At 62.4% G+C, this 13,165-nt stretch carries 14 protein-coding genes; 2 read left to right on the top strand and 12 right to left on the bottom strand.

What is annotated here, in order from left to right; translation table 11 throughout:
• Position 1: 1 nt before the first annotated feature.
• The 12 genes from I8J34_RS03595 to I8J34_RS03540 form a co-directional block, all read right to left on the bottom strand.
• Positions 2-262: a hypothetical protein gene (locus tag I8J34_RS03595; protein ID WP_214360001.1), complete on the bottom strand. Its 261-nt coding sequence runs from the start codon at positions 260-262 to the stop codon at positions 2-4.
• Between the two features lie 71 nt (positions 263-333).
• Positions 334-927, bottom strand: coding sequence for a RadC family protein (radC, locus tag I8J34_RS03590; protein ID WP_214360000.1), 594 nt, complete (start codon positions 925-927; stop codon positions 334-336).
• Positions 928-1,172: 245 nt separating this feature from the next.
• The gene (locus I8J34_RS03585) at positions 1,173-3,476 is read right to left on the bottom strand and encodes an SNF2-related protein (protein ID WP_214359999.1); all 2,304 of its coding nucleotides are present in this window, start codon (positions 3,474-3,476) and stop codon (positions 1,173-1,175) included.
• A 69-nt stretch (positions 3,477-3,545) separates the two neighbouring features.
• The gene (locus tag I8J34_RS25320) at positions 3,546-4,745 is read right to left on the bottom strand and encodes a hypothetical protein (RefSeq protein WP_431193973.1); all 1,200 of its coding nucleotides are present in this window, start codon (positions 4,743-4,745) and stop codon (positions 3,546-3,548) included.
• Complete coding sequence (locus tag I8J34_RS03575) at positions 4,651-5,067, bottom strand: hypothetical protein (RefSeq protein ID WP_214359998.1); 417 nt, start codon at positions 5,065-5,067, stop codon at positions 4,651-4,653. The genes I8J34_RS25320 and I8J34_RS03575 overlap by 95 nt, the downstream gene beginning before the upstream one ends.
• 88 nt (positions 5,068-5,155) lie before the next feature.
• On the bottom strand, positions 5,156-5,410 hold the full coding sequence (locus I8J34_RS03570; protein WP_214359997.1) for a hypothetical protein: 255 nt from the start codon (positions 5,408-5,410) through the stop codon (positions 5,156-5,158).
• 90 nt (positions 5,411-5,500) lie between these two features.
• The gene (locus tag I8J34_RS03565; RefSeq protein WP_214359996.1) at positions 5,501-5,836 is read right to left on the bottom strand and encodes a hypothetical protein; all 336 of its coding nucleotides are present in this window, start codon (positions 5,834-5,836) and stop codon (positions 5,501-5,503) included.
• Positions 5,837-6,400: 564 nt separating this feature from the next.
• Positions 6,401-6,619: a DUF7706 family protein gene (locus I8J34_RS03560; protein ID WP_214359995.1), complete on the bottom strand. Its 219-nt coding sequence runs from the start codon at positions 6,617-6,619 to the stop codon at positions 6,401-6,403.
• Between the two features lie 93 nt (positions 6,620-6,712).
• Positions 6,713-6,901, bottom strand: coding sequence for a hypothetical protein (locus I8J34_RS03555; RefSeq protein WP_214359994.1), 189 nt, complete (start codon positions 6,899-6,901; stop codon positions 6,713-6,715).
• Positions 6,882-7,172 (bottom strand): hypothetical protein, encoded by a 291-nt coding sequence (locus I8J34_RS03550; protein ID WP_214359993.1) that lies wholly within the window; start codon positions 7,170-7,172, stop codon positions 6,882-6,884. Before I8J34_RS03550 ends, I8J34_RS03555 begins: the two co-directional genes overlap by 20 nt.
• A 554-nt stretch (positions 7,173-7,726) precedes the next feature.
• Entirely contained in the window at positions 7,727-8,710 is a 984-nt protein-coding gene (locus tag I8J34_RS03545) for an IS5 family transposase (protein ID WP_214359992.1), read from the bottom strand.
• Positions 8,711-8,995: 285 nt separating this feature from the next.
• The gene (locus I8J34_RS03540; RefSeq protein WP_214359991.1) at positions 8,996-10,087 is read right to left on the bottom strand and encodes an IS5 family transposase; all 1,092 of its coding nucleotides are present in this window, start codon (positions 10,085-10,087) and stop codon (positions 8,996-8,998) included.
• A gap of 135 nt (positions 10,088-10,222) precedes the next feature.
• On the opposite strand from I8J34_RS03540, the gene I8J34_RS03535 reads away from it, so the two are divergent.
• Both I8J34_RS03535 and I8J34_RS03530 read left to right on the top strand, forming a co-directional pair.
• Positions 10,223-10,426, top strand: coding sequence for a helix-turn-helix domain-containing protein (locus tag I8J34_RS03535; RefSeq protein ID WP_214359990.1), 204 nt, complete (start codon positions 10,223-10,225; stop codon positions 10,424-10,426).
• On the top strand, positions 10,423-13,152 hold the full coding sequence (locus I8J34_RS03530) for a type I restriction endonuclease subunit R (protein WP_214359989.1): 2,730 nt from the start codon (positions 10,423-10,425) through the stop codon (positions 13,150-13,152). Before I8J34_RS03535 ends, I8J34_RS03530 begins: the two co-directional genes overlap by 4 nt.
• Positions 13,153-13,165: the final 13 nt, after the last annotated feature.

Genomic DNA, 13,165 nt, shown 5'->3' with positions numbered 1-13,165 from the left:
ACTATGACGTGACAAGGTACGGCGGAATAGTCCGAACGGGGGGCGACACAATGTTCGGCGGCACCAGCCTGGGGGCCGTTGCTGCCAACGCTTTCGCGCATCCCCCCTGCCCATCGAACACCAGCTCGATACGCAGTGCAGCGACCGCCACCGTGAAAACAGCGCCAACCTCGAAGCCGGCCCGTGCGAGCACGAGCCCCAGCAGCCACACGCGGGGCGTGCCGCGATTGCGGCCGATGGACTGGACTTGATAGTGCAACATCGGAATATCCTCCTGTGCAAAGACGGAGGCGTCCCCGGCGGGGATGCCCCGCCGGGGTGGTGGTGAAATGGTCAGATCAGGCCGCGTTCGGCAAAGGACACGGCGTCGCCGGAGGCGATGACGATGTGATCGAGCACGCGCACATCCACCATGGCCAGCGCGCGCCGAAGGTTGTCGGTGAGCATCTGGTCGCCTTGCGACGGTTCGGCCACGCCGGACGGATGATTGTGCGAAAAGATCACGCCCGCGGCGCCCAACTCGAGTGCCCGGCAGATGATCTCGCGCGGGTATACGGAGCACTGCGTCAAGGTGCCCGTGAAGGCCTCTTCGGTCTTCAGCAAACGGTTTTGAGCGTCCACGTACAACACCACGAAGACCTCGTGCGTCCTACCGACGAAGAAGGTTCTCAGGTAATCCACGACGGCTTGCGGATTGCCCAGTTCGCAGCGATCGGCCAGTTCCTCGGCGAAGGCGCGGCGGACGATCTCAAGGGCGCAAGCCAGCGCCACCCCGCCAGGGGTGCGCAAATTCCTCGCTTCGTGGAACAAGCGCTGGAACGAGCCCTCGCAGGATTCCAGCACATCCTCGGCCTCACGACCGAAGAACGGTTCCAGCAGGGCCGCATCGGCCAGGCTGGTCGTCAATACATTGACAGGTGTTGGCATGGGAACCTCCATCAATTGGGCGGCGGAGGTGTCCCCACAGGGGCACACTCCCCCTGGGGTTGAGAACTACAGGACCGCAGGCACGAGGCCGGGCAGTTTCAGCGGTTGACTGCCCTTGAACGTCCGGCTGGGCCGGCACACTCCCGAAAGCATCCTGCGTCAGGCGGCTTTCGGGAATCGCCAGTGCGAAAGAAGCCGCCCGCCGGGCGCCCTTACGGGCGTCCCGGCGAAGCGAAAGGGATGGGTCAGGCCACCAACTGCCTGGCCAGCGCGACCTCGATCGAGTCGCCGGATTGGTTCAACACATCGAGGCCCGATTCGGGCATGTCGCCGCTGGTCGATTGCGCGACCGCGATCTTCTTGGCCATCAGCTCGAGGCACTGCATCTGCGCGGTGTCGGCGTAGCCGAGGAACACCACCTTGACCGCCTGCTTCTGGCCGATCCGCCATGAACGGCGGGCGGCCTGCTGCAAGGTGAATACGTTGTAGCCCGACTGCATGAAGACGATGGTCGGAAACTCCAAAAGATCGAGGCCGGTCTTGACCAGATCGGGATTGCAGATCAGCGCATCAATGCCACGCTCCACCTGGTCGGCCACCCAGTCCTCACGTTTAGCCGCATCCACACTTGCGCGCAGCACCGCGACCTTGAAACCACGCGCTTCGAGCAACACCCGAAGACGCGCGGTCGTGTCACGCTTGCCACTGTAGGTGGTGTAGACCAACACCCGGCGCCCGTTCGCCTGCTCTTGTGCGCACCACTGGATCAGCGCCGCCTCCTTCGGCGATGGCGCGTCGTCCAGTACGGCTCGCTGGAAGACCAGTTGCGCACGAGTGCGCGGATGTTTGACCAACTCGTCGCGAAACGCGCAGTCCGGCCACGCGAGCAGCACGTTGAGCACTACGCCCAGGAGCGAGTTGTCACCGCGCACCAGGGCCTGTTTCAGCTCCGTGGTCAAGGTAGCCGCCAGGCGGCTGTAGGCCTCTCGCATCTCGTCACCCTGGGCGATCTGCTCGAACACCTCGTCGTACGGCGGCAGTACATCGCCGCCGATGTCCTTGAGTTTCAGGAAGGCGGTGATGGGCAGCACGTAGCGCATGATGCCCTTGGGGCCGAAACCCGGTCCCTTGGACGTACGATGCGATCGTTTCGAGCCCTTCGCCGTCTTGTGCGCCTCGGACGCCCCCTCACGGTAGATGTCCTTGAGCACACCATGCTCGCGCATGAAGGCCAGCTGCGCCGTGCCAAGCCGGCCGCGGGCGTTGACCGCGTATCCGTCCTCGATCATCGCGGCGGGGTTGATCCGCCACAGCAGGTGGAACAAATCATCGGCATAGCCGCCCATCAGCGTGCCGGTGAGCAGCAGGGTCTTGCGGCACTTGCGAGCCAGCACTCCCATGGCCTGCCCCTGCGCAGAACTCTCGTTCTTGTACTCATGCCCTTCATCGACCACCAGCAGGCCGAAGTAGCCCTGTGGCAGATACCGCTTGATGAACTCGGTGGCCTGGTAGTCCCCCTGCCCGAAAGCGATCTCGGTGTTGGCCAGCGCGCGCTCGATGCGCCGCGCCTGCCGGTCGGAGAAAACCAGTTCGCCCTCCTCGTCCATCAGATTGACGAAGTCGTAGAGATTGTCCTCAAGCATTCCTGAGAGCAGATCCTCGCCGAAGGTGGCCACCAGCTTCTCGGCCGTCTTCGGACCGATGGTGGGCATCTGCCGGAGCGCGTCGATCACCAACTCCCGGCGCGAACGCATCGGCCGACCCTTACGGGCCAGCGTCCACAATGGTGCGCCGCAGGCGCTGCAGCAGCAGCGCTCCTCGGCCAGATCGAGACCGGCCCGCTCAAAGGACAAGGGCAGATCGTCGCCCTCCTCCCCCTTGCGGGTGACGTAGGCGCCGCAGTCGCAGCAACTGGCGTAGCGCGACGCATGGCGTGCACCCAACTCGTCGCTCCACACCACCGTGCGGCTGGCGAAGGCCGGCCGCCAGTGGTAGCCCATGCGCATGCGCACACGGCCGAGCACGAAGAACTCGGGCACCGACGGCGCCGCGCGCATCGACCGCATCACGAGCAGCTTGCGCAGCGTGTCCGGTCCGTTGAGGATCCACACCTGCGCGCCCGGCACCGTCTCGCGAATCTCCCGGCGCCACTTGTAGACAAGGTGCGGCGGCGCGATGACCAGCGTGCGCCGGTAGCCCTCGTGATGCATGAGCGCGGCCGCGGCGATGGCCATCATCGTCTTGCCCGTGCCCATCTCGGCGTTGATGATCGCTGCCGGCTGGCCGCGATCGACAAGCAGACGAAGCACCGACTGCACCACGTCGTGCTGGGCCGGGAACGGACTGCGCAGTAGTGCGTCCATTCGCTTCTCGCGTGTCGTGTCAGCCATCCCGTCATAAACCGGCGCACACTGCTCGCGTACGGCGTCGAGCAGCGAATCGCCGAAGTCGTCGATGAACTGCGCCAGGCCGAGCTCGACCGGTACGGGTGCGTCCGCTTCGGTGTGAACCTGAGCGGCCGTATCGGCCGAAGTTTGAACTGTTTGCATCGCAATCTCCTGGAGATTGCGGGGCACCCCCTCGCGGGGATGCCCCGCGGGGGTGGTGAAAGTGAGGTTTCAGTACTCGCTGGGCAGCAGCACGGTGGTCACACTGCGGTCCCACTCTGTGATGACCCATACCTTCTCGGCGTCGGGCGCATCGGGATCGACCGGATATGACGAAACCAGCCGGTCCGCCGTTTTTACGGCGTGATCGTTGGCTTGCCAGTCGCCGGCCGGCACGTCTCCCCAATCGCCCACACGGTGGCGCGACAGGCAGCGTTCGATCAGCAGCGGATGGCGCCCGAGCAATGCATCGACGCCCGAGGTCATGACCAGCTTGCCCAACGCAAACAGCGCATCCGGGTCCTGGTCGAATTGCGCTGCCAGGCCGTTGGCCTGTGCCTGCGCGTCGAGCGATGACGGTGCATTCCACACAAACTCGGATGCCATCGCGACGATACGCTCCGCGGCCCGCGGTGCCTCGCCCGAGGGCAACAGCAGCCCCCGGGCCACCGCGGTAGACACGAAGGCCTCGAAGGCTGTTGGCAAATGCACGCGGTATCCGCCGATCGCACCGAGCGGTACCGCGTTGCTTTCGACCAGTGGTCGTACCAAGCGCGAGCCGAGACCGTCGATGATGGCCTCGCGCCAGTGCTCGAGCAGCGGCACGGGGCTCAGCTCGGTGATCCGCCGCCACAGCTTGTGCGCATCGCGCACCCCGGTGCCCTCGTCGAGCACCCAGGCCTCGCGTTTCCCTCGATCGCAGCGGGTCAGGCACGGATCGAAGAGCCATGCATGCGTGAGCGGGCCGAAGAGGTTTTCGGACGGGAGCCGGCCAGTGAGTTTCTCCAGCCGATCGACATCCGAAACCACGACGGTGTGCGGACGCATCGCGTCGTCATGAAGCACGAACTGGGCGTTCGCACCTTCGATCAGCCCGCCTTCACTGCGCTTGAGGCTGAAGGCGGAAAAGAACTGCAGGATGGACGTGTCCCGCCCGAACAGGGACAGGAACAGCAATTCCGACTTGTCGTCGCGCAGGCAGGCGTCGACGAACAGATCGGCAAAGTTCTGAATGGTCAGAAGCATGATGATCACCTCGAAAATGGTGCCCGTGCGACTGTCGCGAGACGCACGGGCGAGGAGTTGAAAATGCGGTTGAAAACGCTGTTGAAAGCACTCAATGGCGGACCACGGGTATGGCCTGCAGAGGAACGGCGCCGACCACGGCGCCAGAACGCCGGTTTGGCGCCCGTTCTCCGGCAGCGATCGCATCGCGTGCCGTCAGGTAGCGCGCCGCTGGGTTGCGCTCATCGCTGTGACCGAAGAAGCCATCGGTGAGCAGCGCCCGATCATCGGCGTTGCCGCCAAAGAACGGATCGCCCTTCCCCTTGAACTCCATACAGATGAAGTGGGCCGCGTCGCGCTCGCGCACCAGGGCGCAGGCCTGCGTGGCCCCGCGCACGAGGCGCTCCTCGGGGATCCACTCCAGGGTGGAGACGAAGACCTCCGCGCGCATGCAGCGCTCGATGGCCTCGATACGGCTGGCATCGGCGATGCCGGTCGCTTCACGGATCAGTTGCTTGATGTCTTTCATGGGACGCTCCTGATGAAAATCGGCGGAGCGTCCCCGGCGGGGAGCACCCCGCGGGCTATGAAGATGTGTGCGTCAATTGGCCAGGGGATTACCCCCGCGCACCAAAGGCCGCCAGTTGGTTGGCCAACTCGTGCTGGAACACCATGTCGCGCTTGGCCAGTTGCTCGGCCGTCAGCGATGCACTGAGTTCGCGCAACGCCTGTGCCGCGGCCATGGCCTTGGCAAGATCGTTGCGCATCGCAGCCACCACGGCGCACTCGCCGGACTCGGCAAAGCGCGCGTACATCACGCCGAATTGGCTCCAACTCAGGCTCAGGTCGATGGTGTCGATGTCATTTGGCATCGGAGTGCTCCTCTTCATGGCGCCGCGGCGGCCTTCACACAGCGAAGGCCGCCCACGGCAGGTTGATGAAAATGTGGTTTCGAGCGGGGCTTAGCGTCCGGCCGGCTCGTCCACGAACAGGGTCGGCCATGCCAGCGCCGGACGGACCTCGGTCTTGGGCCGGTCGCCCTTGAGAAGCAAGCCGTCGACGAAGCCACGGACGGACCGTCCAACGGCAAAAGCGGCCGCCTCGACCGGATTGACGATCAGCTCTTTGCGGGCTGCGAGGTAGAGCGCGCTGTAGCGCTCGCGCAGATGTGGGTGCGCCTCGAAGAAGTCGACGACCACGCGTGCGGTGTCCGGGTTGCGCACTTGTGCGACCAGGGAATGCAGTTGCTCGACGTCCAGCTGCTTGAGCTGGGACGTGGCGGGTTGAGAGTGATTCATGGCGATCTCCTGACAAGAATGGGAGATCGCCCCGACGGGAGCGATATCTCCCGAGGGGTGGATGATGCGAACGATGCCCTGCCCCCGAAGGGGGATTCCGGTTCCAAGGGCTGACCGGATGTGTTGTGGCCAATGGCCGACAATTCGATGGCTTTTCCGAGTGGCGGCCCCGCTACTCGGAAAAGCCCCCTCGTGAGAGGGGGAAGGCTTGGATTTGCTCTCGGACGACGCGGCTCGCGTTCCTCAAGGATTGCTTCGCTGGGTCCACTGACCGAGCTCGAATGCTGCTTGAGCTTCGGCTGCCGTCGGCCAGTATTCGACGCTCTCGCGAGAAACTGGTCCGAACTCGTCGCTGACTGTGCCGACGTAATACCCGGCTGCCGATTTCAGGATTCGCAGCGGCAGGCGGTACCCGCATTGCGCTGCCAGGAAGCCGCGCGGGATGCATGTCGAGGCCATCGTAGATACTCCTGTCGAAAAGAGGAGACCGGCCCCGACGGGAGTCGATATCTCCCGTGGGGTGAATGAAACGTCACCTCTTGCGCCGGTGATATAAGCCTGCTGTCACCGTGGACTGACACTAGCCTCCGCCAGGGCACCACCGACCGCCTCGATGCCGGCGATCATCATGCAGGCCCTCTCCTTGCGTTCCTCGTAGGGCAGATGGGTCTCAGTCATCTCGAGGTACATGTCGAACGTCGAGCGCTTGATGAACTGCGCTAGTTCCCAGGCGAACTGCTCGGGCATCGAAACGATGATCTGAATCGTCTTCGGATCGGACATCACACCACCCACTTACTCGGAAGAGGCGCCGTAGCCGGCGCGATACACCTGGTGCATGGGCGAACCGGACACCAGACCCATCGGCTCGAGCAACTAGCGCTCCCACGAACCGGGACGGCGCGATCCGTCGGCGACGCATCCCAGAACGAAGGTGACCAGCTCGTCGACCGAGCCCATCGGGTTGGGCGCACCGGACTCCTGGTGCAACTGAACGATGTATTCCAGTTCCTTGAGCACACCGGCGTCGAGCCGGACGTGCAACTCACGCGTGTTGTCGGGCATTGGGTTCTCCTTTGAATGCGGCGGCCGACCATGGGCCGCAGGTGATCAGGTCGTTCAGGGCGAGCAAAGGATCGGGCCGATCGGCGAAGCACGTATCGAAAAGGCGGTCGAACACCTCCCACGGCATGCCGAGGCGATCGGCCGCCGCCTGGTAGCATTTGCGGCGCGACACCCAGACAAGACCGGAGTGCCGGCCGTCATGCCAGTAGCGGCGCGCGAGCTGATAGAAGCGCCGGTAGTGCCGGCGCGAGAACTGCGGTTGGGTTTCCATGGAGGCCTCCAGATGAGTCGCGAGGCCTCCGGTGCGGGAGAACCCCGCACGGGAAGTGAGTACTACGAACTATGCCCTGCACCCCGAGGGGTGGTTCCGGTTCCAAGGGCTGACCGGATGCAAACTGCGATCCAAATGATACGACAACTGTCAAAACATGCAATCACGCGCCGTAGCCCCTCAAGAGACATTCACTGTCTCGAAGGATCAGCGGCAGGTTTCTGAGCCGAGCAGCCGTACAGGTTGACGACTGACCGAGTGCTCCTCGGCCGGAGCTTCCCTTGGTCCGGCGCGCATAATCAGGCGGCAATGCGCCGGTTACCTGTCGTTCAGCCTTGCGAGGCCACGAACGGCAGCTTTCCATATTAACGAACGCCAGTTTTCCCAAGCTCTTGTCGCTGCATGCTAGGGAAACACTGAAGTAATCACCGATACCGCGCTCTTCTGCGGAACCAGCACGTTGGAATCAAATCCACGGCAACTCTCTGCACTTGGCTGCCTTCGAGTCGCCGCGCAAAGGCGTTTGCCAGCGGTTTTCGCCTCGAATTTCTGCATCAGGACGCACCTCGGGCGTAGAGCGGCATCAATCGTTTGCGCGCAAGCACCAGGTTCGCCAAGCCGAACAGCGAGAACAATTGCGCCTCGTTCTTGGCCAGCCCCCGGTAACGCGTCTTGCGGTGCTTGAAGAGGTTCTTCAGCACATGAAACGGGTGCTCGACCTTCGCCCGGATGCTGGCCTTGAGCTGCTCGAATCGTTCCCGCAGCGTTCCCATCGCGTCCTGCCCCAGCGCCTTGCGCTTGCCCCGTTTCATGGCGATGTGCCAGTCGGCCGTCGAGTTCTGATTCTCCGGGCGCTTGTCGGCGCCCTGGTAGCCGGCATCACCGAAGACCACGTGCTCCTGGCCATGCACCAGCGCATGTGCCTGACTGACATCGCTGATGTTGGCCGGCGTGCCAACGACCGTGTGCACCAGCCCGGACTTTGAATCAACGCCAATGTGCGCCTTCATGCCGAAGTGCCAGTTGTTGCCTTTCTTCGCTTGGCGCATCTCGGGGTCGCGGGCCTTGGCTTTGTTCTTGGTCGACGGCGGTGCGGCGATAAAGGTGGCATCGACGATGGTGCCTTCACGCATGATCAGGCCGCGCTCGGCCAGATGGGCGTTGATCGTCTCGAAGATTGCGCGAGTGAGCGCGTGCTGCTCGAGCAGGTGGCGGAACTTGAGCAAGGTCGTCGCGTCCGGCGCCGCCTCCCGTGCCAGGTCAATGCCGACGAAGCGGCGGATCGACTGACTGTCGTAGAGCGCATCTTCAATGCCTTCGTCGGAGAGGCCGAAGCATTGCTGCGCGACATACATGCGCAGCATCCGATTCAATCCAATCGGCGGCCGACCACGGCCATCGCCCTTCGGGTAGAACGGTGCGATCTGCGCTTCGAGCGCCGCCCACGGCGTGATCGATTCGATCTCGCCCAGGAAGCGATCGCGTCGCGTCAGCTTCTTCTTGGCTGCGTACTCAAGGTCGGAAAAACTCGATTGCATCGCATCTTGTCTCGTCATACATCGAATGCCGTCATTGTCTCAAGTGCATCACGTTCGTGCGCCAGACGTGGGCGAATAAATCAGTGCTTCCCTAGGGGGCTGAACTGGTCGACAAAGTGGCCTGCTGTTAGCAGGGCGATGCAAAAACCGCTCGATACCGCACCAGCCAAGAGGTTGTGATTGAACTCCACGGCGACTTCACCGCGAAATATCGATTTTCAATCCGCTTTGATTTGCCGAAGCGGGTATCGGCATATGCCGCAACGGCCCATTTCCACGACCGCTTCATACCGCCACCCCCGAATTGCTCAATTTCGCAATTCGGAGCAGGTTGTACGCCGCACCGGAAATGAAGGCCGCCATCTGCGTCTTCGCCTGGCCAATGAATCGGGTCTTTCGCAGACCACCCACCATTTTGAGCCAGCCGAAGATCTCTTCGACCCGTTTTCGTTTCCGTTGGCTGATTCGGTAGCCTTCGGTGCGTGTTGTTCGCCCATCGAGCCCAGGCGTGTTCCGCTTGTCGATACGCGCGATGTGTGGCCGAACACCGTGTTCGCGCAGGTGCGCGACGAAATCCTTCACGTGATAGCCCTTGTCCGCCGCCAGTGTCTTGGGGTGGATACGGCGCCGGCGGGCGCGGGTGAGCATCGAGCGCGCAGCGCGGTGCTCGGCCTGCGTCGATTCGGTCACCAGAATGTCCACGCACAAGCCGTTGCGGTTCTCCATGAGCACATGGCCGCCATAGCTGAGCTTGGCCGGCTGGCCGTTGCCCTTTCTCATGAGGCGCGAGTCCGGATCGGTCGAGCTTTGGTGCGTCGCGTTCGAACGTTTCTCGCCCTTGAAGTCGACCATACCGGTGCCGTCGCCGCCATCCTTGGGCGGCTCCCCGTCCTTGCGTTTGAAGCTCTTGAACGAGGCCCAGGCGTCGATCAGCGTGCCGTCGACGGTGAAGTGATCCGAAGAGAGCAGGCGTTCGCGCCGGGCAAGGCTCACCACCTCGTCGAAGAATCGGCGTGCCACATCCGTGGCGACCAGCCGTTCGCGCAGGCGGCTGAAATTCGATTGATCGAGGCTGGCGCTCTCCAGCCCCATGTCGAGAAACCAGCGAAAGAGAATGTTGTAGTCGAGCTGCTCGCAAAACTGTCGGTCAGAGCGAATCGAGTACAGCGCGATCAGCAATTGGCCCTTGAGCAGACGCTCGGGCGGAATCGACGGGCGGCCGACGTTCGAATACAGCGCATCGAGTTCCGCCGAAATTGCGCCGAGCGCTCGGTCGGCCAGTTGCTTGACGCCCCGAAGCGGATGATCGGTCGGCACGCGCGACTCGGGTGAGAAGTAGTGAAACATCGAGGACTGGGGATTGAGGTGGCCGCGCATCGCTGTCAGGGCAAGAGTTTGGGGAGCGCTTCTATGACAAACAACGATTCAGTTCGTTCACTGGGTTTTGCATCAACCTGTTAGACTAAAAACGATTTAAGACTACTTTAATATCGCGAACCGGGTGCCATTTCGATGAATACTGAACCGTGGGTCACCGCAAGCGAAGTTGCGCAGCACTTGGGCGTAGTGAAGGACACCGTCTATCGCTGGCGAGAGCGAAAAGGCTTACCTGCGCACAAGATCGGACGGCTGTGGAAATTTCAGCTGTCCGAGGTCGATGAATGGGTGCGTGCGGGTGGCGCGGATGAACATGAGGATGGAGACAGCTCCGCATGACCTCAAGTCGCAATGAAGCGCAGACACGCAGTGAGGTCATCGATGCGCAGCTTGCTCACTCAGGCTGGTCCCGAAATCGGCGCTCCCTCCTTGAAGAGTTCCTCCTCAAAGCTAGCGAACCCGATGACGGCTACGGTGGTGAGCAGTTTGCTGATTACGTCCTTCTAGGTTCAGATGGCAAACCAATTTCCGTAGTAGAGGCCAAACGTTCCTCCCGCGATGAACTCGCAGGGAAGCGCCAGGCTGCGGATTACGCGGATGCAATCAAAGCAAAATTTGGAACCGATCCATTTGTCTTCCTTACCAACGGCAAGGAGATTCAGTTTTGGGATCGCGAACGCTACGCGCCCCGAAAGGTCTCCGGCTTTTACACGCGGGATGATCTAGAGCGACTGCGGCATCAGCGCCGGTTCGCTGAACCGCTGGGTGGTGTTTCCATCAACGCCGACATCGCCGGCCGCGACTATCAAAACGAAGCCATACGCCGTGTCACGGAAGGGGTGGACGCCGCCAAGCGCAAGTTTCTGTTGGTGATGGCCACTGGTACCGGCAAGACGCGAACGACCATCGCGCTTGTTGACACCCTGCTGCGTTCAAAACGGGTGCAGCGCGTGCTGTTCCTGGCCGACCGTCGGGAGTTGGTGCGCCAGGCTATGTCGGAGTTCAAGACCCATCTGCCGAACGAAAGCCTGGCGCGTATCGAGTCCGGCGAAACCTCGGGTGCGCGCATCCAGTTCTCCACCTACCCCAGCATGATGCAGGTGTATTCGCGCCTGTCGGTGGGCTACTACGATCTGATCGTCGCCGATGAAAGCCACCGTTCCATCTACCAGCGCTACAAGGCCATCTTCGATCACTTCGATGCCATCCAACTCGGACTGACCGCGACCCCAACTGACTACATCGACCACAACACCTTCGAGCTGTTCGACTGCGGCGACGGTGCACCCAGTTACTACTACAGCTACGAGCAGGCCATTGCCGACCAGAATCTGGTGAACTACCGCGTGCTGGATGCGCAAACCAACTTCCAACTCCAGGGGATTCAAGGCGACGCGCTACCCGAACCTTTGAAGCAGATGGCCCGCGATCAAGGCGTCGAACTCGACGAACTCAACTTCGATGGCAGCGATATCGAAAAAGGTGTCATCAACCAAGGCACCAACGATGCCATGGTCCGCGAGTTCATGGACAAGAGTCGCAAGGATGTCCGCGGCCTGCCGCATAAGTCCATCATCTTTGGGGTCAGCCATGCCCACGCCAAGCGGCTGTACGAAAGCTTCAACCGCCTGTACCCGGAGCTGCAGCGCCAAGGCATGGCTGAAATCATCGACAGCCACATGGAGCGCGCCGACGCCACACTGGATGATTTCAAGTATCGCGCCATGCCGCGTGTCGCCATCTCGGTCGACATGCTCGACACCGGCGTGGACGTTCCTGCCATCCAGAATCTGGTGTTCGCTAAGCCCGTCTTCAGCAAGGTCAAGTTCTGGCAGATGATCGGGCGGGGTACGCGCCTGCATACCGACAAAGCCACCGGCGAGAGCAAGAAAGACTTCCTGATCATCGATCACTGGAAGAATTTCGCTTACTTCAAACTCAAGCCGGATGGCGAGGTCGATCACCCCAGCGAGCCGCTACCCGTGCGCCTGTTCCGCCTGCGGCTCGAAAAATGGCAACTGCTGCACGCCCAGCAACAAGACACGCAAACTGCCATCGCCGACCTGCGCGCCATGCTGCAGGCATTGCCACGGGGCAGCATCAACGTGCGACCCCATTGGGATGAACTCGACGCACTGGCGCAGCAATGGCCGGCGCCCAGTCAAAGCGCAATCGAACACCTATCCCAAACCATTGCGCCCCTGATGCGCTTGGCCCCGCTGGCAGGCCTGGACGAGCTCCAGTTCCGCATCTGGTGCGAGCGGCTCACCGTGGCCTGGCTCAAAGGCGATGCGGCTGAACTGGCGAAGGTGCGCGAGCGTATCCAGGAAGCAGTGGGCAGCCTGGCTGAGAACATCCCTCAGGTACAACGCGTGGCTGAGCAACGCGCCTGGGTGCAGGCGGCCGGTTTCTGGCAGCACCTGGATATGGCCCGCCTGGCCACCCTGCAAACCGTGTTCGCCCCGCTGATGCGCTATCGCACCAGCACGCCGGGCCACACCGTGGAAGTTAATCTGCCCGACAGCATTACCCAACGCAGCTGGATCATCTACGGCCCCACGGGCGAAGGCGCCTTTGCCGAAAGCTACCGCGAACAAGTGGAAGCCTTGGTGCGCCGGCTGGCCGACCAGCTTCCCGAGCTGGCCAAACTCAAGAATGGCGTAGGCCTGGCCGGTGAAGAGCTGGAACGTATCAGCGACACGCTAAACCAAGCTGACCTGTTTGTTACCGAGGACACTCTGCGCAAAGCCTTCGAAGCCCCGGCCGCATCGCTGGCCGACTTTCTGCGCCACATGCTGTGTGAGGGCGCGCACCTGCCCAACCGCGAAGAGCGCATTAACGCCGCATTCGACGCCTTCATTGCCGCACACGGCTATTTGCGCGCCAACCAACTTAACTTTCTGCGGGCAGTAAAGGCCGCCGTCCTGCGCCACGGCCGCATTACCCGCGCCGCGCTCAGCGAACCGCCGCTTTCGCGCGTGGGCCGCGTCGAAACGCTGTTTCCGTCGCAGGACATCGACGAACTCATCGACCTCGCCAATCAGTTGTTGGACGAGGCCGCCTGATCCATCAAGGACA

The organism is Denitromonas iodatirespirans (assembly GCF_018524365.1).
GTDB lineage: Bacteria > Pseudomonadota > Gammaproteobacteria > Burkholderiales > Rhodocyclaceae > Nitrogeniibacter > Nitrogeniibacter iodatirespirans.
Note: the sequence above shows the minus strand (reverse complement) of the source record. Positions and strands in the feature narration are given on the sequence as shown.